Raw genomic sequence first — 22106 nt, 5'->3', positions numbered from 1 at the left:
ATGCGAGGCTTATCATAGTGTCAATGTTGCGCATTTGAAAAAATTTTACAATATATATATTACATAAGATTCTTTATGTATTAATTGGCAGGAGACAAGCATGAAAACCCTGAAGCATTTTATTAATGGGCACTATGTAGCAGGCAGCAGCGAAGATAGCTTCGAACTGGTGAGTCCGGTTGACGGTGAAACATACGCAATTTCTCCTAACGCTAACGAGGCGGAGGTAGAGCAAGCCTACTCAGCAGCGGAAGCGGCGTTTAGCATCTGGAGAAAATCGACGCCAGCACAGCGGCAAAAGGCGTTATTGCTGCTGGCCGATGAGATTGAACGCAACGTTGAGCGACTGGTAACCGCGCAAAGTCAGGAAACCGGTCAGCTTCGCCATTTTATTGAGAAAGAGGAGATTGCGGCATCCTGCGATGCCATCCGCTTTTTTGCTGGCGCGGCGCGCTGTCTTGAAGGGAAGGCGGCCGGAGAATATTCCGCCGGGTTTACATCGACCATCCGTCGTGAACCGCTGGGTATCGTTGGGCAAGTGACGCCGTGGAACTACCCGTTCATGATGGCGGTGTGGAAGATTGCACCAGCGCTGGCGGCAGGCAACACGGTCGTGTTAAAGCCAAGCGACACCACACCAGTTAGTACGCTGCTGTTGGCTGAACTGGCCGCACTGTTGTTTCCGAGGGGGGCGTTGAACGTTGTGCTGGGCAAAGCCAGCACCGGTTCGCTGGTGGTTTCAAATCCGAAGGCTTCACTGGTTTCGATTACCGGTTCGGTCCGCGCGGGTTTGCAGGTTGCGGCTTCGGCGGCGGCAAACCTGACCAGAGCACACCTGGAATTGGGTGGAAAAGCGCCTGCAGTCGTGTTCGCCGATGCGGATATGGACAAGGCGATAGCGACAATCACTACGGCAGGCTTTTTTAATGCCGGGCAGGATTGCACAGCGGCTACACGGATCCTGGTAGAGCAATCCATCTATGCTGAGTTTCTGGAAAAACTGATCCAGAAAACAAAAAGTATCAAATTTGGACCGCCAGAAGATCAGAATGCGCTGTACGGCGCATTGAATAGCCGGAATCAACTGGAGCAGGTGAAAGGTTTTATTGAGCGTTTACCGGCACATGCAAAAATTGAAACCGGTGGGCTCGCCGGGCCAGGTCCGGGCTTCTATTTTGAGCCGACGATTGTCTCCGGATTGCATCAAAATGATGAAGCTATTCAGCATGAAGTATTTGGTCCGGTAATGACCATTCAGTCGTTTTCTACTGACGAAGAGGCACTACACAAAGCGAATGATGTGGAGTATGGTCTTGCCGCCAGCGTCTGGACCCGTAACCATGGTCGCGCGCAGCGCTTCAGCATTGACCTCGATTTTGGCACGGTGTGGATTAACAATCACATTCCTCTGTGTGCCGAAATGCCGCACGGCGGGTTCAAAAAATCGGGTTATGGCAAAGATCTCTCATCCTATTCACTCGAAGAATATACTCGGGTGAAACATATCATGTGTGACATTTCTGAATAGAGAGGATTACGATGAAAACAGTAAAAATTGCGGTGCTTTCATTAGTGATACTCTCGGGCTATAGCTTTGCAGAAAGTACATCACTGAATACCGTAAAAGAATATATGGCGGCGTGGAATGCGCATGATGCTTCGCGAGCCGCTCAATATCTTGCGGATGATGCGGTTTATTATGATGCCGCCGCGGGTGAACCGGTAAACGGGAGAGAAAAAGCGGAAAAAGAGGTTATCGGCGCTTTTATTAAGGCGGTGCCAGATCTGAACTGGAAAATGGTTGGCAAACCCGTCTACGACGAAGACACCGTGGCATTCCGTTGGGAATTTTCAGGCAAAAATAGTGGTGAATGGGCAGGGAGTCCGCCGACAAATAATTCGATCAAATTTGAAGGCGTAAGCTATATTCATGTTAAAGCAGGAAAAATCACCTGGCAGGGTGATTATTATGATTCTAAAAAACTGGATGAAGAGTTAAAGCCAGTGAAGTAGTCGGTTGTGTCCCTTTATAACTAAGAAGGGGTATTTCTCTTATTTTTGTCGTATTAAAGGCAGTGTGTAGCAATAAGGAAAAAAGTTAATGGCAATTACCAGACGTGATTTTCTCAACGGCGTCGCGGTGACTATTGCGGCGGGACTTACCCCGCTGGAGTGGGTCAGGGCGACAGGAAAGGGAAACGCATTTATAGATGGAAATTATTATCCTCCTGCGCTGACAGGGCTGCGGGGTAATCATCCTGGATCATTTGAAATGGCGCATGCGCTAGGCCGCGAGCAGAAGCATTTTGAATTAAACGCTCTGCCCGTCGAGGAAGAGTACGATCTGGTGATTGTTGGGGGCGGGATTAGCGGGTTAGCTGCCGGTTGTTTTTGGCGTCAAGTTGCCGGGCAAAATAGCCGGATCCTGATCCTCGATAACCATGACGATTTTGGCGGACACGCCAAACGTAATGAATTTACCAGCTCGGGCAAGAAATTACTCGGTTATGGCGGCAGCGAAGCATTCCAGTCACCCGCGCATAATTTCAGCCCTGAAGTACAAAAACTGATGGAAACCGTGGGCGTCAGCGTCACGCGGTTAAAAGAGAGTTTTGACGTAAACTTCTACCCCGACTGGCAGCTCAGTCGCGGGGTTTTTTTCGACAAGAAGAATTTTGGCGTAACAAAAATCGTCAGCGGCGATCCGGGCCGCGCGGTATCTGATGATATTCCGCCGGACAGGCTCAATGGCCGTAAAATTGAAGACTTTATCAATGATTTTCCGCTAGGTGAGAACGACAGAAAAGCGCTGATCGATCTGCACGTGCGCCCTGGCGATTACCTTCCGGGTATGACGGTCGATGAGAAAATGGAATGGCTTGATACCCACAGCTACAGTGAATTTTTAGCAACAAAAGTGGGTTTGAGCAAAATGGCGCTGCTCTATTTTCAGCAGCGTTCCAATGACTTCTTTGCCATCGGCATTGAAGGCATCTCCTGCAGCGATGCCAGGGCGTGCGCCTTACCCGGCATGGAAGGGATGGGGTTACCGCCGTTGGACGGAGAGTCGCTGGCCGACCTCGAAGAACCGTATGTTTACCATTTCCCGGACGGTAACGCCGGTCTGGCCCGACTGCTAGTCAGGTATATGCTGCCGGATGCGCTACCGGGCAATACTATGGAAGACTCTGTTCTTGCCAGATTGCATTACGAAAAGCTGGATCTGCCGGAAAACACCACGCGCCTGCGCCTGAATAGCACAGTGATTAATGCGGCCAACGTGCAGGATGGCGTTGTGGTGACCTATCTGCGTGACGGTAAAATGCACCGTGTGCGCGGTAAGAACACCATCATGGCAGGTTATAACATGATGATCCCGTATCTGGTGCCTGAGATGCCGGAACAGCAGCAGGCGGATCTCAAACTGAACGTGAAGGCTCCGCTGGTGTACACCAACGTGGTGGTCAAAAACTGGCAGGCGTTCAAACAGCTTGGCGTACATGAATTTTATTCTCCAGCGGCACCTTACAGCCGGGTTAAGCTCGACTATCCGGTCAGTATTGGTGGGTATCAACATCCGGCCTCCCCGGACGATCCGATGGTCATTCACATGGTCTATGTGCCGACCTATCCGGGCAGTAACCTGTCGGCCAGAGAGCAGTTCCGTCTGGGACGAGCCTATCTGCTGGGGACCACCTTTGCGGCGCATGAGGAGATGATTCGCTCCCAGTTGCAGGAGATGTTTGGCTCAACAGGCTTTGATAATCAACGCGATATCTCCGCCATTACCGTTAACCGCTGGGCGCATGGCTATGCGTACTACGCCAATTCGCTGTTCGATGATATGGATAAAATGCCAGAAATTATCGAACGGGCGCGTCAACCAGTCGGTCGCATTGCCATCGCTAACTCCGATTCTGACTGGAGTGCTTATGCCCACACGGCAATCGATCAGGCATGGCGTGCGGTTAATGAACTCAAGGATATGGGGTGATCTATGCGTAACGTAACCATTCTCGCCGCCTGTTTATTTACCGCTTCGGTAAGCGCTACTGAATCTAACGGTGAATACATCGCGCGAATTTCAGACTGCGTCGCCTGTCATACCGCTGAAGGTGGTGCGGCGATGGCGGGGGGCAAAAAGTTTCCTACTCCGGTGGGGGATATTTATTCGACCAACATTACCCCGGACAAGGCTCAGGGTATTGGTAATTACTCATACGAGGATTTTGAAAAGGCGGTACGCCAGGGAATTGCCAAAGACGGTCACCCGCTCTATCCGGCCATGCCTTATCCCTCTTATGCAAAACTTTCTGACGAGGATGTTCAGGCGCTGTATCGATATTTTATGCATGATGTCACACCGTCTGCGCAACCCAATAAAGAGAATGCCATTCCGTGGCTACTCTCCGCCCGCTGGCCACTGCATATCTGGAACTGGCTGTTTACCGACGCGCCAGCGACGACAGTAGATAGCGCGAAACCAGATGACAACGCAGCCCTGATAAAACGGGGTGCTTATCTGGTGGAAGGTCCCGGACACTGCGGTTCATGCCATACACCGAGAGGTATGGCGATGAATGAAAAAGCCTATACCCATGCAGATGCCGAGTACCTGAGCGGAGCGATGATTGACGGCTGGTATGCACCTTCGCTGCGGGGCAGCGGAATGTCTGAGCAGGCGTTAAAATCGCTGTTGCTGACCGGTAAGAGTAAGCATGCCGCGGTTTCAGGTTCGATGGCTGAAGTCGTCACGCAGAGTACACAGTATCTGACTGACGAAGATGCCACGGCGATCGCCCAATATCTGCTGAGTCTGAAAAGCGCGAAGCCTGAAACGGTGCGTGCTGCTGCGACTACAGCATCCTGGTCGAATTCACCAGAGGCGGGCAAAGTGACCTATAACCGTTACTGTTCAACTTGTCACGGTCTGGAAGGGAAAGGTACGGATGATAATGCACCTTCTTTGGTCAACAATCCGCTGGTCATGGTTGATGATCCGACGCCGCTGTTCAGAGTGATTGCCCACGGCGCAGAAACACCGACAACGCGTGGCAGCGTCTCCTTTAAGATGCCCGCCTACGGAGGCATGTTAAGTGACAACGAAATGCGCGACGTGATTAATTACGTGCGTAAGACCTGGGGTGAAGGGAATGGCGAAGTAAGCCATGAAGATCTGGCTGGGATTAAAAAAGCATCACATTAAACAGTATGCCGGATAAGGTGCTTGCACCACCATCCGGCAGCGCTTACACGGTGTTTGCCCTGATAATATCCGCGAGTCGGGTAAACGCCGCCGCCATTTCATGCTCTTCAATACTTGCAAACCCCAGCAACAGGCCGCTGCGTTTCTCTTCATTCACGTAGTAGCGTGACAGCGGGCGCACCAACAACCCTTGCGCATTCGCCTGTTGGGCAATGACCGCGTCATCGCTCCCTGCGGGTAACTGTAAGATCATATGCAGCCCGGCGTTGCTGCTGAAGGAACCAAGATAATGCTCACCAAGCTGGCGGCTGATAAGCTCTACCAGCATCTGGCGACGACGACTGTATAGTTGGCGCATTTTCCGAATGTGTGCTGCGTAATAACCCTCGCGAATAAACTCCGCCAGCGCGGCCTGAATCAACAGATGTCCACCACGATAGAGGTCGTTATGAACCTTTTTCAGCGGAGCGGCTAACGATTTAGGTAGCACGACATACCCGAGTCGCAGTGCGGGATAGAGTGTCTTACTGAATGTCCCGATGTAGATGACCGGTGTCTCTTCTTCCAGCCCCTGCAAAGAGGGGATCGGCTGGCCGGAAAAGCGGAACTCACTGTCGTAATCATCTTCCACTATCCAACTTCGCGTTTCACGTGCGCGAAAGATAAGTTGCCGGCGGCGACTGAGGCTCATCACCGAACCGAGAGGGTATTGATGTGACGGTGTCACAAAAATCAGTTTTGGCGGTGTTTCGCCTGCATCCGGTGGGATCATACCTTGTTCATCAACCGGGATAGCCGAAAAATTTACCGCATTGATACGCAGAATATTTTTGATTCCCCAGTAGCCCGGCTCCTCAATCCAGGCGTGATCGCCCGGGTTGCATAACGTTCGGGTCACCAGATCCAGCGCCTGGTGAATACCTTCGGTAATCAGAATTTGCTCCGGCGAACACCGCACGCCGCGAGCGGTGCGCAGATAGTCCGCCAGCGCTTCTTTCAGCTCATTCACACCGCCTGCGGCATCGTAAGTGAGAAACTCCGGGTGCAATCGTCTTGCCAGCCTGTCCTGAATTTTTTTGAGCACCCGGTGCGGGAAATGCTCTACATCAGGTACGCCTGGAATAAACGCGCCCCACTGACGGGGACTGGCGCTGGCATTACCTAACAGCTCAAGGCAGCGGGCAGATAAGCGGGTGTGATCCTCCAGAGCCGCAGCAACAGGTTCTTTATTGGGACGCAGGTTGAGATTGTCCAGCACGCTGTCAGTGACAAATGTGCCGCTACTGGTACGCGCAGAAATATAACCTTCGGCCTGCAACTGCTCGTAAACCCGCAGAACGGTATTGCGCGATAGCGCCAGCTCTCCTGCCAGGTCACGCGACGGAGGCATTCGGGTAGCCGGTTTCAGGCTACCTTCGAGGATGCAACTACAAATGGCGGCATACAGGCGGCGATGTAGTTTTTCGTCAGTCTGCTGACTAAATGCCTGCTTGATCACATCTCCGGCAAGTGAACGCATTTGGATCCTTAAAATAAAACGATTTGGCTCTCGATTAAAGTACCAGACGGCGTCTAAATTTAAAGGGTAATTCAACCGAAATGTATTAATGGACAAGGTGTAGAGAATGAACAATAAAAACCTGCAACAACGTCGTCTGGATGCCACCCCGCGTGGCGTGGGTGTGATGTGTGATTTTTATGCCCAGTCGGCAGAAAACAGCACGATTACCGATATCGAAGGCAATCAGTACATTGATTTTGCCGCCGGGATTGCCGTGCTGAACACCGGACACCGCCATCCTCGCCTGGTGCAGGCAGTCGAAGCGCAACTTCAGGCTTTTACCCATACGGCTTATCAGATTGTCCCGTACGAAAGCTATGTGTCTTTGGCTGAGAAAATCAACGCCGTCGCGCCAATCGATGGCAAGCGTAAAACCACATTCTTCACCACCGGGGCTGAAGCGGTAGAAAACGCGGTGAAAATTGCACGCGCACATACCGGGCGTCCTGGCGTTATCGCATTTGGCGGTGGTTTTCATGGTCGTACTTACATGACGATGGCGTTAACCGGCAAGGTGGCACCCTATAAAAAAGGTTTCGGTCCGTTCCCTGGCTCTGTTTACCATGCTCCGTATCCTTCTGAATTACAGGGTATTTCCACGGAGGATTCCCTAAAAGCGATTGAGCGTCTGTTTAAAGCCGATATCGACCCAACCCAGGTTGCGGCGATTATCTTCGAACCCGTCCAGGGCGAAGGGGGCTTCGTGGTGGCACCGCCGGAATTTGTGGCTGCCATCCGCCGTATTTGCGACGAGCATGGCATCGTGATGATTGCCGATGAAGTACAAAGCGGGTTTGCCCGTACGGGCCAGCTGTTTGCGATGGATCATTACGCCGATAAAGCGGACCTGATGACCATGGCGAAAAGCCTCGCGGGCGGCATGCCACTGTCTGGCGTCGTGGGCAAAGCCGAAATCATGGATGCACCTGCGCCGGGTGGTCTGGGTGGAACTTACGCCGGGAACCCGCTGTCGATCGCGGCGGCCCATGCAGTACTGGACATTATCCATGATGAACAGCTGTGCCAGCGTGCGGCGGCCCTCGGCGAACAGCTGCGCGCCGCTCTGACAGATGCGCAAGCAGGGTGTCCTGAACTGGCCGAAGTGCGTGGTTTAGGTTCTATGATTGCTGCTGAATTCTGTGATCCAGCGACAGGGGAACCCAACGCTTCCGCCGCACAACGCGTGCAGAAGAAAGCCCTTGAGCAAGGACTGCTGCTGCTGACCTGCGGTCAGTATGGCAACGTTATTCGTTTCCTTTACCCGCTGACGATTCCGCAGGATCAGTTCGCCAAAGCGCTTCAGATCATCAAAGCGGCAACCAAATAATTCGTTAGTTGTCCTTTACCTAAAGCCGACGGTCGTCATTACCGTCGGCTTTTTTGTTGCAGTAAATTTACCAATCACACCTCGTTATATATTTACATATATATCGATTAGATCTATCCTATTCATCATACAAATATAATAACTGTACTCTTCAAGAGAAGGTGTTTGCGTTAGCAGCCTCCAGTCTTTCTATCTAACGAATTGAATTAACGAATGTTAAATAACAAAATTACCCCAGTGGCCTCTGGGTTGTTGACCTTTGCCTGTCTTTCCACTGTCGTAACGGCTCATGCTGAAGATACCGTCATCGTTTCGGCGCCCGCCACGTCACAATCCTCGTTATCGGAACATGAACCTCCTGCGAGCGAAAAAAAAGCAACGTTAGGTAGCCTCGGCGAGCGAGAGCTGATAGACGTTCCCTGGTCGGTGCAGACGCTGTCGAAAAAAGTGCTGGATCAGCAACAAATCAAAGATGTGAAAGACGCCTATCGCTACCTACCGTCCGTTCAGGGTGACGGCGTCCGCCCGCAAACCCGGGGCATGCAGGGGAGTGTGGTACAAAACCATATGATTGATGGCCTGAACGCCGTCTCCACGACTGAATATTCGACCGAACAGTTCCAGAACATTGAAGTGTTGAGCGGCATCGCCGGGTCGCTGTATGGCCCCGCCAATCCAGCAGGGATGTTTAATCTGGTGTCCAAACGACCCGTCGATACGCCGTTACACCGCGTCACCGTGGGGCAAGGTACAGGGTCGGGTACGCTGACGTCGATGGATTTCAGTGGCCCAATCGATGCGGGAGACCGGGTGAAATATCGTCTCAACTTGCTAAATGATGAGGGCCATAGCTACACCACCGATAGCCATGTCCGTCGACAGTACGCTGGCTTGGGGCTGGACTTTCAACTGACAGATCAAACGGTGCTGGAGAGTAATTTCAGCTATTACCATTATTACGAAAAAGGTATGCCGGGGAGTTTTGCTCTGGCGAAAGGCGTTCACTTCCCCGCGGCATTTGATCCTACGGACAGTAAGTATGGTCAGTCTTATGCGGGTCATGATGACGAAACAACCACCGTCGATATGCATATTAAGCATGATTTTGACGGCAACTGGATGCTGGATCTGGGGGCGCTGCACCAGGTTGCAGACCGAGAATCGACGGCAGTGACCAATACTCTGACGAATAACCAAGGAGATTACACCACCACAACCGCCAATTCGGCGGCCAGTCGCTTTACCATCAACAGCTATTTAGCGAACCTGACTGGTAGCGTTGATACTGGCTGGCTGACGCAGGACATTGCTACCGGAATGCGTGGATTTGTGTGGAAAAACTATAATCCAAGAAACGGTGGCACTTTCACTCTGGGGCATTCTTCTCTCAATCAACATCCCGACTATCCACGACCACCGTATCCAGATTTTAACGATCGCTATCATTCGGCGACCACCACTCAGCATGCATTTTTGCTAAGCGATACGCTGCATTTTTCCCCGCAGTGGAGCTTGCTGCTTTCCGGCAGCGAGAACCTGTTTACCGTCAGTAACTACAACAAAGCTGGGCATGAAAGCAGCCGTCAGAAAGACAATGGCATGAGCGGTTCCACCAGCCTGATGTATAAACCGGTGGAGAACGTCACGCTGTATACCACCTGGGCGGACAGTTTGCAGCAGGGCGATACCGCACCCGCCGGGGCGCGCAATGCCGGGCAGGTGTTAGATCCCTACCGAAGTCGTCAGATCGAAGTGGGCGCAAAATATGCGCCTGTAAAAGACCTGCTGCTTACCGCTGCGCTGTTTGAAGCCAAACGCCCCTTTGCCTATACCAACGACAACGGCGATTTTGCTCAGGACGGTACGCAAAAAAACCGTGGGCTGGAGCTGATGGCTGATGGGCATATTACTCATAATTTACGCGTGTTAGGCGGCGGAGCCTGGCTAGATCCAACGCTTCATAATACCGCGGCCAGCAATGCGGATGGTAAGCAAGTTGTTGGTTTGCCGCGTTTCGCCTCGAATATTCTCGCGATCTACACCATCGAACGGGTTCCGGGACTGGATGTCGACACGAACGTGCATTACGTCGGACGTCGGGCTACCGATAATGCCAATGACAGTTGGGTCGGGAGTTACACCACGGTGGACATCGGCACGCGTTATGCCACCAGACTGTGGAACACGCCAACCACTTTCCGGTTTGATATCACCAATCTCACCGACCGTCACTATTGGACCAATATTGTTCCGGGCGCATTGACCGGCTACACGGGCGCAGGGGCTGCCAGCGCTCAACTTGGTGCACCGCGTCAGGCTCAGGTTTCTGTTCAGGTTGATTTTTAGGGGTTGCTCATGAAAACGTGCCACACATGGCTGCTTTGTGTGTGGCTGGCGTTTCCTGCCCTGGCAACGCGCCAGGTTGTGGATGATGCTGGTCACACAGTTACCGTTCCCACACATGTTGAACGTATTGCGGATGGCTGGTTTGCCCATCATTCGGTGCTGATGACGCTGGGCGCAGGTCGTAACATTGTTGTGACGGTCAACCATGAGGATAACCAGCCATGGATGTTCAAAATCAACCCTTCCCTGAGGCAAGCCTTACAGATACGAGGAACATCATTTAATACTGAGGATTTGTTGGCTCGGCACGTCGATGTGGTGTTCGTGGCAAAAGGAAAAGGGGATGCTCAAAGTTACAGTCAGGCGGGCATCCCGGCCCTTGAAATGGCATTTACTGACTATGCTTCGATGGAAAAATCGGTCACTACAACCGCAGAGGTTCTGGGGACGGGGCAGGCTCGCGCCCGGGCGACGGCTTACAATCAGTATCTCAACCGTGTACTCGCGGATGTGCAGGCTAAAACGGCGAAGTTGTCGGCAGATCAGCGCCCTCGGGTACTTCATATTCAGTCGCTGAATCCGCTTAAAGTCGATGGCAGGAACACGTTGATCGATACCTGGATTACGCTGACGGGGGGACGGAATGCGGCAGATGAAGTGGACGGCAACATGAAGGAGGTGTCGCCCGAAAGGGTGCTCTACTGGCAACCGCAGGTCATTATTCTCGGTGCGGGTTGCGGTGATATCGCCAGTTCGCCATATGCGGCATTGTTCAAAGAACTTGACGCGGTTAAGCAGGGTAATGTCTGGCGCAATCCGGCGGGCGTGTTCCCCTGGGATCGTTACGGCACTGAAAGCGCGCTACAGCTGCAATGGGCTGCATCAAAACTGCATCCTACGCTGTTTAGCGGCCTGGATATGGTCAGCGTGACGCGCGATTTTTATCGCCAGTTCTTCGATTATTCGCTCACTCCAGCGCAGGCGATGCGAATTTTAAACGCGTTACCTCCACAGGAGTAACACTTGCGTGTAAAGACAGGCGAGATAAGGATCGCACGCCATTTTTACCCCTCTTAAATGTGGGGTTTGGTGCGTTGCATGATGATAATGGGTTGCCAGTCATCACGTTATATAATTTAATGCATATCGTTTTTACTCCTCTATTCAGATGGTATCCCATGTTAACTTTCCGCTCTTTTGTGCTGGTATGCGCCAGCATGTTGTTTGCGTTTTCTGCTCAGGCCGACCGTACGATCACCGATCAGCTTGGTCGTCAGGTCACGATTCCTGACCATGTGGACAAAGTGGTCGTGCTGCAACACCAGACGTTGAATATTCTGGTCCAGCTCAATGCGCAGCAGGACATTGTTGGCGTGATGTCGAGCTGGAAAAAACAGCTCGGGCCTGAATTTGCGCGCTTTATGCCGACGATTACTACGTTGCCGACACCGGGCGATCTCACCAGCGTGAACATCGAAAGCCTGCTGGCAATTCATCCACAGGTGGTGTTTGTCGCCAACTATGCGCCCGCGGAGATGATCCAGCAGATTCAGAACGCCGGTATTCCGGTCGTTGCTATCTCATTGCGCAAAGATGCCGACGGGCAACAGAATAAAATGAACCCGACTATGGCCGATGAAGAGCAGGTCTACAACGAAGGGTTAAAGCAGGGTATTCGCTTGATTGCGGATGTCGTGGGGCGCAAACCGCAGGCTGAAACGTTAATCGACTACGTTTTTGCGGCACGAGCAAAATTCAATGCGCCGGTTGCAAACATCCCGGATGCGCAAAAAGTCCGTATTTATATGGCTAACCCCGACCTGATGACTTACGGCTCCGGGAAGTACACCGGACTGATGATGCAGCACGCGGGGGGATTAAACGTGGCGGCTGCCAGTGTGAAAGGGGCCCGTCAGGTTGCGCTGGAGCAGGTATTAGCGTGGAACCCGCAGGTGATTTTTGTCCAGGATCGCTATCCGCAGGTGGTAACTCAGATCCAAAACGATCCGAACTGGCAGGGGATTGATGCGGTGAAAAATCATCGTGTCTGGTTGATGCCTGAATACGCCAAAGCCTGGGGCTATCCGATGCCAGAGGCGTTGGCGATCGGTGAACTGTGGATGGCCAAAAAACTGTATCCGGATGCCTATAAAGATGTGGACGTTGATGCGCAGGCGCAAGATTACTATCAGCGTTTTTATCGTGTGAACTGGCAGTCTGATGCAGCTAAGTAACCGTTTTTTGCCCCAGCAACCGCTCTTAATCGTTGTGGTCCTGTTGCTGGGCGTCAGTTCGCTATGCCTCGGACAATATCCGCTGTCGTTAAGCGAGGTGTTTTACCACCTGACGCACTATAGCGACGCTGAGGGAATAGCCAGCCAGGTGATCTGGACGGTCAGATTACCGCGTATTCTGATGGCGCTGCTGGCGGGGGGCGCGCTGGGGTTATGCGGGGCGACGTTGCAAGGAGTATTTCATAATCCGCTGGTCGACCCGCATATTATCGGTGTGACGTCGGGGGCGGCCTTTGGCGGAACGCTGGCCATCCTGCTCGGTCTTTCGCCCTTGCTGATGATGGGGTCAACGTTTTTCTTCGGTCTGACGGCATTGATCCTGGTGTATGCCATTGCTGCGTTACAGGGGCTGGAGAATACGCTGGTGTTGATCCTGTCAGGTATCATTTTGAGCGGCTTTTTTGCCGCGCTGGTGAGCCTGATCCAATATCAGGCTGATACCGAAGAGACGTTACCTAATATTGTGTTCTGGCTGCTGGGGAGCTTCGCGACGGCCAACTGGCATAAAGTACTGCTATTGGCGGTTCCAGTCGGTATCGCCGCGACGGTTTTGTTCCAGCTACGCTGGCGGATAAACCTGTTATCGCTCAATGACAAAGATGCCAGAGCACTGGGGGTGGCGGTGGTTCCTCTGCGACGCAGCGTTTTGGTGTGCTGCGCATTTTTGGTCGCCGCTCAGGTGGCGGTCAGCGGCAGTATTGCCTGGGTTGGGTTGGTTATTCCGCATCTGGCGCGTTTGCTGGTGGGCGTTGATCATCGTCGTCTACTGCCGTGTGCTTTCTGGTTGGGGGGCGGTTTTATGATTGTCGTGGATGATATTGCCCGCACCCTGATGCACGCGGAGATACCGCTGGGGATCATCACCGCATTGTTCGGTGCGCCGTTGTTTGCTTTCTTGCTCATTCGTACCAGCCGTCGGGAGAAATCATGATACCTGCCGCACTGCGCGTAAATCAGCTTTCTTATGGGTATCGCGCGCCGCTATTTGAGCCGCTAACGTTCTGTTGCCAGAAAGGTGATATTTGGGCCGTGCTTGGACGTAACGGTCTGGGTAAAAGTACGCTGCTTGATACGCTAACCGGCACGCTGCCTGCTTTAGGCGGGAGTATTGAAAATAACGGTGGGATAGGAATTGTGGCACAGCATAGCCATCTACCGTTTCCTTATACGGTCAGCGATGTGGTGCTGATGGGGCGAGCACAGCACGTGAAGCTTTTTGCGCAACCCAGCCAGCAGGATCAACAAAGAGCAATGCAGGCATTAGAGCAGTTGAGTATTGCGCATTTTGCCTCCATCTCATTTGGCTCACTTTCTGGTGGGCAGCAACAGTTAGTGATGATTGCCCGGGCTCTGGTGACTGAGTGTCAAACGTTGTTACTTGATGAACCGTGTTCCGCGCTGGATCTCGCCAATCAGCAGGTGGTGCTCCAGCTCATCAGCGATTTGGCCCATCAACAGAGATGCAGCATTCTCTTTTCGACCCACGATCCGCTTCACGCGTTGCAGGTTGCTTCCCATACTTTGCTGCTACTCCCTGAAGGTAAATGGCGGGCAGGGCCAACGGACAGCATTGTGACCGAAGAGAATCTGTTTCTGGCCTATGGCTTACCGCTGCGAAAACTTAGCGTGGAGAATCACTCTACGCCGTTTATCGCACCGTTGTTTTCTATTCGGCGTTAAGCGGTAAGAATCCTGCGGCGGTAAGGAACGCCTGACCGCTGCGGGAAAGTATGAATTCAACCAGCGCCATGACTTCTTTGGATGCATCAAGCACCGCCAGTTGGTATTCGCAAAAAATATTGTGCTCGTCCGGAATAGCCACGTAATGTACGTCGGTCATCGCGTGCAGCGCGTGTGCGTAATGCGCGTAACCGATAAACAGATCGGCCAGCCCCTGGCGCAGGATCCAGGCGCTCGCCAGTTCTCCTTGCGGGATTTTAACCGTATCACGGCCACCAACCAGTGGGATAGCGCGCGCCCGAAGTTGCTGCCCGAGTCCTGGTTCCAGTACATCCATATTGTCGAAAAATGCCCAGGTATAGTCTCCGGAAGGGTCGCAGCCGGGCGTTGATGTACCTGGTCGCAGCGTTGGGTCGCGGAGTAAATCCAGCCAGGTCCCGATTCGGTTGCTGACAAGGCTCAGTTTGTTCCAGCAAAAGGTGTGCGTTGAGACGGCTTTATTACGTACCAGCAGGTTTTGCGGATGTTCCCGGTTAGCGGAGGCAAAGAGCGCACACGGTTCACCCGCTTCAATACGCTCGCGCAGTAAACCGGCCGGACCATATTCAACCTTGACGTCTATTCCACTCATGCGCGTGAACTGGCTTACCAGCGGGGTAAATGCTGGGCGTAAACTGCCCGCGGCGAACAGGAGAATGGAAGAGGGCATGGTATCCGGGCTCTGACGAAAGACATTATACGAAAAAGATGAATGATACGCGTTGAGCATGGAATTTAGAATGATTTAACGCATTGCTATTGTAGCAACGTAGGAAATGATAAAACTGAAGATAAACGATAGTTTTGAGGAGAAATAGCACCAAATCGAAGAGATGATTTGGTGCGTCCGAGTGGACTCGAACCACCGACCCCCACCATGTCAAGGTGGTGCTCTAACCAACTGAGCTACGGACGCAAGATGGTGCGTTCAATTGGACTCGAACCAACGACCCCCACCATGTCAAGGTGGTGCTCTAACCAACTGAGCTATGAACGCAACGTTGTAGGTGACAACGGGGACGAATATTAGCGGCACAGACCGAATGAGGCAAGAGGGAAATGGCATTTTTCTTCCTGATCTCACGCGATTGCAGAGTAATTAAGCAAGTTGATTATATTTTGTTGATTTTGCAGCGTGTTTTTTATTCATGCAGCAGGCAGGGGCATAATGGGAACGGTTTGAATGACATGAGCACTCAGTCTTTTAGCGTTGCAAGGATCGTGGCTTCTATTTTCTCTTGAGTCGTGTAGGGGGCAAAACGCTTAAGCGGCTTACCGTCGCGCCCGATCAGGAATTTAGTGAAGTTCCACTTGATCCACCCAGCACGCCGGGTAATTCATCTTTCAGGAAACGAAACACCGGATGCGTCCCAGCGCCGTTGACGTCCACTTTCTCAAACATCGGGAAGCTCACACCGTAGTCGATGTGACAGGTTTGTGCGATTTCATCGGCTCCACCAGGTTCCTGTTTACCGAACTGGTTGCAGGGGAAACCCAGCACCGCCAGACCCTGTGCGGCGTACTTCTTATAGAGCACTTTGAGGCCTGCTATTGTGGCGTGAATCCACAATGACTGGCGGTATTAACCACCAGCACCAGTTTGCCAGCGTAATCGGCCATCGAGATGGGTTGGCCATTGAGACTGGTGGCAGTAAGTTGATGAAAGGTGGTCATACCGGAATCCTCAATTAAGTTCACATTACTCATATTGCCTGGGGGTTATAGGCTTCGCTTAGTGACTTTTTATTATGGTAGCAACCGTAAGATTAATAAAATGACTAAGTTGAGAGGAATTGCTCCGCCATCAAACTCACATTTAATCTGCCGTGGCAGAGTTAAAAAATCCACGCCAGGCGTGGATTTTAAGAGGGCGTGGGAAGCAGGAGTTAGCGCTCGTTTTTTGCCATTAACAGCGCCAGGTCGACGAGCCGATTGGAGAATCCCCATTCGTTATCGTACCAGGCGAGAATTTTGACCATATTGCCACCAATTACCAACGTTGACAGGGCGTCGATAATGGATGAACGCGGGTCACCCTGGTAGTCGCTTGAAACGAGCGGTTCATCGCTATAGCCCAGGATCCCTTTCAGCGGCCCCGTCGCGGCGGCGTTACGAAATGCATTATTGACTTCTTCTTCCGTTACATCCCGCTCAAGCGTGACGGTCAGGTCGACAATTGACACTACCGGAACTGGTACGCGCAGCGAATAACCGGTTAAGCGACCATCCAGCTCAGGGATGACTTTGCCAAGCGCCTTTGCAGCACCGCTTGAGTAGGGCACTATCGACAATGCAGCGGCGCGGGCGCCACGAAGATCTTTTTCCGGTTGGTCGTGCAGCGCCTGGCTGTTGGTGTAGGCATGGGTGGTGTTCATCAGACCATGCTTAATACCGAAATGTTGGTGCAAAACCTGCGCGGCAGGTGCCAGACCGTTGGTGGTGCAGCTACCGTTGCTGACGACAAAGTGTTTATCCGCCGAGTAGAGATGATCGTTAACGCCCATCACGATGGTTAAATCATCGTTTTTACCTGGAGCAGAGATAATTACGCGCTTTGCGCCACCGCTGTGGATATGTACTGCCGCCTTGTCTCGTTCAGTGAAGAAGCCGGTTGCTTCAATGACAATATCGACTTCACGTTGACGCCAGGGGATTTTGGCTGGGTCGCGTTCGCTAAAAACAGTAATGGAATTACCGTTAACGACCAGTTGCCCCTCACTGGCGGCGACGTCGGCATCGAGTTTACCCAGCAGCGAATCGTATTTCAGCAGGTGCGCCAATGTTTTACTGTCAGTCAGATCGTTGATTGCCACAATCTGAATATCCGAGTTACCCAGTGCAGCACGCAGTACGTTACGTCCGATACGGCCAAAACCGTTAATACCGACCTTTACCATGATCAACTCCTTATCTGTTGTCTCTGGCATAAATTTAGGCCGATCACTGCTTGGCGTAAACGACAAAAAAGGATCACTTTAGGCCATTTTACGACAATGAAAACGCTGGCGATATTCGCCCGGGGTCAGGTGAAGCTGTTTTTCGAATAGTCGTCGCAGGTTGATGCTGCTGCCGAATCCCGTTTGTTCGGCAATACGCTCCAGCGTCTCGTTGGTCTGCTCCAGACGCTGCCGGGCGGCGGCCAGACGAGCTTCAGCTACATAGCGCGCCGGTGAAGCTCCTGTTTCCCGGGTAAACACGCGGGTGAAGTTACGTGGACTCATGGCGACTTTTTCCGCCAGTTTATCCACGCTGAGGTCGGCGGTGAGGTTCTCAAGCAGCCAGACCAGCAGATCGTTAATCGGGCCCAGAGTACTGGTATGCTGAAGGTTGTAGCGGCTAAACTGCAGCTGGCCCCCAGGACGGCGCAGGTACATGACGAAGTCTTGAGCGACGTTGCGCGCCAGACTGAAACCATAATCCTCTTCAACCAGCGCTAGCGTTAGATCAAAGCCGGAGCTCACGCCACCCGATGTCCAGATGTGTTCGTCCTGAATATAAAGCGGACCGCTTTCGACGCGCACCTGAGGGAATTCTGCCTGCATGGTTTCAAGTAGTTTCCAGTGGGTGGTGGCTCGTCTGCCGTCCAGCAGCCCGGTTTGTGCCAGCAGCATCGCACCGCCGCAAATGGATGCAATGCGGCGGGCATGGGGAGCGGCAAGGCGCAGCCAGTCAACCACAGCAATTCCTTCCTGCGGATTTTGACCTCTGCCGGTGATAATGATGGTATCGAGAGGTTCGCGAGGATCTATCTCATGCAGGCGATGATCTGCCAGTAGGTTCAGGCCGGACTGACCATGGATCACCTGATGTGGTTGCGTTGTGGCTAACTGAACCTGATAACAGGTTTCCGTAGCGCTTTTGGGATGCAGGCGGTTGGCCTGCATCATGATGTCGGCAATACCGGCGGATTCAAACAGCATGCCGCCATCGGGAACAATGATGAGTATCTTCTTCATGTCCTGAAAAGTAGTCTTTTTACAAAATAAGTCAACAGACATGTGTTGCGGGATACTATTCTTGTCCCAATATTACAAATAAATCAGGCTGATTGTGGCCTCGCCCTGTAACTCAGTCTCATCCTGTAAGCTCAGGCCATCGGAGGCAATGGCGGCAGAGATCCTGAGGGGGATTGTCAACTGACGAATTGCCACGGGATTATTTTTCGCATCCACCGGAGTCAGTCTCATGATGCCTGAAATCAGTGTTAGTGCTGTCCCGGCTGATTGCCACATGCTCCGTTCTTGTTCCCCCGTCTGATACCCCCATGACGCGATATCGCCTTCCACGGCGCTCTCCCCGGCTAATGCGGTTATCAGGTAACCACCAATCGGTTTTTGACCTGAGGTAACACCCAGTCCAAAGAGGGTGTCAGATGAATGCCGACCAGATGTCTTATCATCGTGAGAGTCAATTATCAGGTTACGGACCCGGGTTTCCGCTTTTTCATCATTGACCATCCATGCCACCTGTCGCAGGCTCTCGCACTGTATATGCAAGCCGATAACACGTGGCGTCAACAGATAGGGAGATGAAGAACGGATCGATGAGAGACTCAGCGTACCGTAATCCACAGTGCCGCCATTATCCAGCGATACCCGGCATGCCGCCGGGATCATTTCAGCTGAAAAGCTCACATCCACCGTATTTTCCGCATACGCCTTCGTAATCAACAGGCAAAATATCCCCCCGGCACAACAAAGCCACCGATGTATCCGGCGTTTAATAAGCGAAATCAGGCGCATCTTTCCTGTAACACTTGACTGGTGGTATATAACACGCTGAAAAATTTCCTTGAACCAAAATGAAATCATCGAGTTATTCTCTCTCTGGTACGGTCATACGTAATGACAATGTTGACGCCTGCTGATCTGAAACCTGAAAGCTGCGGGCCTGTACACGGGGAATAACCGTAAGCAGGAAAGTGGCCGACATCCCGTTCACGGGCTGATGATGCTGCTGGAGCTCAATTGTGTCTCCGTTGAGAACAGCAATAGGGGTCTGCGACTGTGATTCAGACGATTTATTAAACTCGTGGTGAACAACGAACTGGCTGCTCTTATTATCGACAAACGCTTCACTGAACATCACCGTTGCCCGTCCCTCCTCACCGAAACTGAAGTCGAGTCCTCGACGGTCATTGTCATCAAACCGGATATGTATGGGTTGAGGAACATCACACCGCACCTGTACCTGTACCTGGCGGGCGGGCAACTGCTGCCATTGTACCTGCCCGGTGGGCTCAGTATCCTGAAACCGGACTTTGCCGTATTCGTGGCGCAACTGGCTGGCAATAATATTGCACTGCGCTTGAACGACCGGACTGACAATAAAATAGATGCCGCAACATAATGATATTAAACGAATCATTCGCATACTCCCGTTAACTCTTCATATAAACCATCCTGAGGTGGTGTTGGGGGCAGGGAATACTGTAGCTGGCACATGGGGCTACCGTTGTCATCCCCCACAAAGAACGACTCACCGGGCTGCAGGTTGCTAAAGAAAACCAGGCCTTTTTCCAGAGAATTCGTCACGTACTGCCCATCGCTGTCTACGATCCCTTTTCCTTTAGACAGAAGCTTTCCGTCAGTACGTCTGACTGTCATGAGTACCCTGCGGGTGTCTGATACCCTGGATTGTGTGAATGCGACGGCTCCTCGCGAAACGGTAAGCTCCGCGGAACCATTGGTTAAGTCGACATGTCTGGGTAACGTTTTAACATCAATATCCAGACGAGAGAGCTGCCACGGTGTTAAGCCGGGAACCAGCGCTTTGCCGCGATAATCCGTCCAGACGGGGCCCTGCGGGGTAGATACTTTGATCCCGGAAAGCGGAGAATTTAATGAAAGCGCGCCGTATGATTCCTGAATCGCATAAGGTGAAAAAAGTATCCCTTCCTGATTAACGGAAACCCCGCCGCTGAGCGAACCGCCATACCCCCAATAATTGGCGGTCTGGCTGGCATACCCACTCATCTGGGCGTAATGCAAATTTTGCCCAAAACTGCCGCTGACGGTATTTTGGGCATTTTGCCAGTCCCGTCCTGCCGATAGCGAATATGACATATCGTCCCATTGTCCGCTGGTCTGAACATCGTTATAAGTCCGGGAGCCCTGTCGACGAAGGGACAGATTTACGCGATCCTGTCCCAGAGGCAGCCCAAGTCGGATATAAAAGACATCATCGTCACGTTGCGTACTCGTCCGGGAGCCAGAAACACGTTGCCATGTGGCCGACAGGTTAATCTGACCATGTCCAGCCCAGCGCCAGTTTTTTGACCATGAGGCATACCATGATTTCGGCGTGGCGGCATGGTCATGCGCGGAGGAAGTCGAGTAACTCAACGAAAACAGACCTAAATATTCATGAGCCCAGTTACCTCCCACATTGTAGTAACTGTTCGCTGTGGACGTCGTATGATTCACAGCGTCGCTGAGCTCACGAAATCCCGCAGATGTAGTGGTCCAGGCCGCCTGAATACTGGCTGAAGGGTTAAGCTGGTAGCGGAGACTGAGGCTTTCCTTGCTGCCCGCATGGTGCGTGTAATGTTCCTGTGCCATCGTGGTTTGCAGCGACAGTGACCATGCCGGTATCGGAATAATACTCAGGGATGCCGCCGCGGATTGATACTGTGCTGAGGCCAGAGCGCTACCGCTTAGCGTTGCCTGTCGGGAAATCCGCATCCCCTGACTTCCGGTAATGAGCCAGGGGGCCGATTCATCGCTGGCAACTGTCTCGCGTACTTTACCGAGTGCCACAGAACCATAAAGGGGAGCGTCGGCCGGAGTTTGTAAGGCCGTGACAGGTACTGAAAACGTTGTGAACTGGCCATCCTGTTCCGTCACTTTCACATCCAGCGGAAACTGCGTGCTGAGCATGGAAATGTTATCTAATGAAAACGGTCCTTCAGGAACCTGTGTTGCCTCGATTAACTGTCCGTTTTGATAAACCTCAACACGAGCCTGCGCGGAACGCGCTATTCCCTGAACAGAAACGCCGCTACGAGCAGGACGCAGTGCACTATCAGGAAACAGTTGAAGCCCCGTTAATCCAGGAATGGCGAGTAGCGTCTGACGAGCGTATATCTCTCCTGCCTGAAAGGTCTGTTGTAGCGACTGAAACGTCTTCTGGACATAAGTATATAGTCGCTGAGAACGACGTGTTCCGTCACTGTACGATACCGTATGACGACTGCGAAGCAGCCAGTCATTCAGATTCAGTCCTGATTCAAATAGTCCCAGTTGATAAGTTTCGTGCTTTCCGGACTGAACTGTGGTTGACGACTGCAGATTATAATTAAGCAGCCCCGATGTGCCTCCCTGAATAATATCCTTCCGTAATAAGATGCTTTCTGGCGTCAGCGCAGATGTCGGAACTGTAAAACTAATCTGATTTTTATACGGGTCTGCCGTTAACTGTGCTGCGGGATAAAGCGTCTGATAATCCAGACATCCTTGATTAAACTCATACGCAAGTCCGAGATTTCGGGATGTTTCAGGGGTTATACAGGGTTCGCCCTGCGCATTAAATCGCGTCATAAGCTGACGTTTATTGCGCCCGTTAATCATCCAACTAAGGAAGGTGCGAATAAGCAGGTCATTTCTTCCCAAGCTGACTCGCTGATTAAAATTTCGCGGATCTGGGCCGATTTTT

The 22106-nt window shown here is 52.2% G+C and carries 17 protein-coding genes, 2 tRNA genes and 1 pseudogene; 10 read left to right on the top strand and 10 right to left on the bottom strand.

All coding sequences use genetic code 11. The features are described from left to right. The first annotated feature begins 100 nt into the window (after positions 1 to 100). The 4 genes from SK33_RS13170 to SK33_RS13155 all read left to right on the top strand — a co-directional run bounded on the left by SK33_RS13170 (position 101) and on the right by SK33_RS13155 (position 5206). On the top strand, positions 101 to 1528 hold the full coding sequence (locus tag SK33_RS13170) for a gamma-aminobutyraldehyde dehydrogenase (protein WP_048218998.1): 1428 nt from the start codon (positions 101 to 103) through the stop codon (positions 1526 to 1528). A gap of 11 nt (positions 1529 to 1539) precedes the next feature. Beyond that, positions 1540 to 2013: an ester cyclase gene (locus SK33_RS13165; RefSeq protein ID WP_048218996.1), complete on the top strand. Its 474-nt coding sequence runs from the start codon at positions 1540 to 1542 to the stop codon at positions 2011 to 2013. Between the two features lie 88 nt (positions 2014 to 2101). Continuing rightward, the gene (locus SK33_RS13160) at positions 2102 to 3994 is read left to right on the top strand and encodes an NAD(P)-binding protein (protein WP_048218995.1); all 1893 of its coding nucleotides are present in this window, start codon (positions 2102 to 2104) and stop codon (positions 3992 to 3994) included. A gap of 3 nt (positions 3995 to 3997) precedes the next feature. Next, a complete protein-coding gene (locus SK33_RS13155; protein WP_048218994.1) occupies positions 3998 to 5206 on the top strand; it encodes a c-type cytochrome in 1209 nt (402 codons plus the stop codon). Between the two features lie 43 nt (positions 5207 to 5249). Here the strand turns inward: SK33_RS13155 and pdxR are convergent, their stop codons facing one another. Next, on the bottom strand, positions 5250 to 6725 hold the full coding sequence (gene pdxR, locus SK33_RS13150) for a MocR-like pyridoxine biosynthesis transcription factor PdxR (RefSeq protein ID WP_048218993.1): 1476 nt from the start codon (positions 6723 to 6725) through the stop codon (positions 5250 to 5252). Between the two features lie 106 nt (positions 6726 to 6831). Here pdxR and puuE point away from each other — a divergent pair, with 106 nt between their 5' ends. The 6 genes from puuE to SK33_RS13120 all read left to right on the top strand — a co-directional run bounded on the left by puuE (position 6832) and on the right by SK33_RS13120 (position 14414). Then, positions 6832 to 8094: a 4-aminobutyrate transaminase gene (puuE, locus tag SK33_RS13145; protein ID WP_048218992.1), complete on the top strand. Its 1263-nt coding sequence runs from the start codon at positions 6832 to 6834 to the stop codon at positions 8092 to 8094. Between the two features lie 213 nt (positions 8095 to 8307). Further along, positions 8308 to 10440 carry a TonB-dependent receptor gene (locus SK33_RS13140; RefSeq protein ID WP_048218990.1) on the top strand — a complete coding sequence of 711 codons (2133 nt, stop codon included), beginning with the start codon at positions 8308 to 8310 and terminating at the stop codon, positions 10438 to 10440. A 9-nt stretch (positions 10441 to 10449) separates the two neighbouring features. Next, positions 10450 to 11460: an ABC transporter substrate-binding protein gene (locus tag SK33_RS13135; RefSeq protein ID WP_048218989.1), complete on the top strand. Its 1011-nt coding sequence runs from the start codon at positions 10450 to 10452 to the stop codon at positions 11458 to 11460. A gap of 158 nt (positions 11461 to 11618) precedes the next feature. After that, positions 11619 to 12674: an ABC transporter substrate-binding protein gene (locus tag SK33_RS13130; RefSeq protein ID WP_003029285.1), complete on the top strand. Its 1056-nt coding sequence runs from the start codon at positions 11619 to 11621 to the stop codon at positions 12672 to 12674. Continuing rightward, positions 12661 to 13665, top strand: a complete 1005-nt coding sequence (locus SK33_RS13125) for a FecCD family ABC transporter permease (protein ID WP_003029283.1) — start codon at positions 12661 to 12663, stop codon at positions 13663 to 13665. Before SK33_RS13130 ends, SK33_RS13125 begins: the two co-directional genes overlap by 14 nt. After that, positions 13662 to 14414 carry an ABC transporter ATP-binding protein gene (locus SK33_RS13120; protein WP_048218988.1) on the top strand — a complete coding sequence of 251 codons (753 nt, stop codon included), beginning with the start codon at positions 13662 to 13664 and terminating at the stop codon, positions 14412 to 14414. The genes SK33_RS13125 and SK33_RS13120 overlap by 4 nt, the downstream gene beginning before the upstream one ends. Here the strand turns inward: SK33_RS13120 and SK33_RS13115 are convergent. The 9 genes and pseudogenes from SK33_RS13115 to SK33_RS13075 all read right to left on the bottom strand — a co-directional run bounded on the left by SK33_RS13115 (position 14401) and on the right by SK33_RS13075 (position 22063). Then, positions 14401 to 15123, bottom strand: coding sequence for a substrate-binding domain-containing protein (locus SK33_RS13115; RefSeq protein WP_048218987.1), 723 nt, complete (start codon positions 15121 to 15123; stop codon positions 14401 to 14403). The two genes, SK33_RS13120 and SK33_RS13115, sit on opposite strands and share 14 nt — an antisense overlap. A gap of 169 nt (positions 15124 to 15292) precedes the next feature. Further along, positions 15293 to 15369: transfer RNA gene (locus SK33_RS13110), tRNA-Val, on the bottom strand. 4 nt (positions 15370 to 15373) lie between these two features. Further along, positions 15374 to 15450, bottom strand: a tRNA-Val gene (locus tag SK33_RS13105). A gap of 199 nt (positions 15451 to 15649) precedes the next feature. Next, positions 15650 to 16127: pseudogene (locus tag SK33_RS13100) on the bottom strand (glutathione peroxidase). Between the two features lie 212 nt (positions 16128 to 16339). Continuing rightward, on the bottom strand, positions 16340 to 17350 hold the full coding sequence (gene gap, locus SK33_RS13095; protein WP_048218986.1) for a type I glyceraldehyde-3-phosphate dehydrogenase: 1011 nt from the start codon (positions 17348 to 17350) through the stop codon (positions 16340 to 16342). A gap of 78 nt (positions 17351 to 17428) precedes the next feature. Next, positions 17429 to 18409 carry a GlxA family transcriptional regulator gene (locus tag SK33_RS13090; protein ID WP_048218985.1) on the bottom strand — a complete coding sequence of 327 codons (981 nt, stop codon included), beginning with the start codon at positions 18407 to 18409 and terminating at the stop codon, positions 17429 to 17431. Positions 18410 to 18481: 72 nt separating this feature from the next. After that, positions 18482 to 19264: a DUF1120 domain-containing protein gene (locus tag SK33_RS13085; RefSeq protein WP_178317598.1), complete on the bottom strand. Its 783-nt coding sequence runs from the start codon at positions 19262 to 19264 to the stop codon at positions 18482 to 18484. A gap of 4 nt (positions 19265 to 19268) precedes the next feature. After that, complete coding sequence (locus tag SK33_RS13080) at positions 19269 to 19820, bottom strand: hypothetical protein (RefSeq protein ID WP_048218984.1); 552 nt, start codon at positions 19818 to 19820, stop codon at positions 19269 to 19271. Then, the gene (locus SK33_RS13075; protein WP_251363587.1) at positions 19817 to 22063 is read right to left on the bottom strand and encodes a fimbria/pilus outer membrane usher protein; all 2247 of its coding nucleotides are present in this window, start codon (positions 22061 to 22063) and stop codon (positions 19817 to 19819) included. The genes SK33_RS13080 and SK33_RS13075 overlap by 4 nt, the downstream gene beginning before the upstream one ends. Between the last annotated feature and the right edge of the window lie 43 nt (positions 22064 to 22106).

It is taken from the genome of Citrobacter sp. MGH103, from assembly GCF_001034475.2.
GTDB classification, from domain to species: Bacteria; Pseudomonadota; Gammaproteobacteria; order Enterobacterales; family Enterobacteriaceae; genus Citrobacter; species Citrobacter freundii.
Note: the sequence above shows the minus strand (reverse complement) of the source record. Positions and strands in the feature narration are given on the sequence as shown.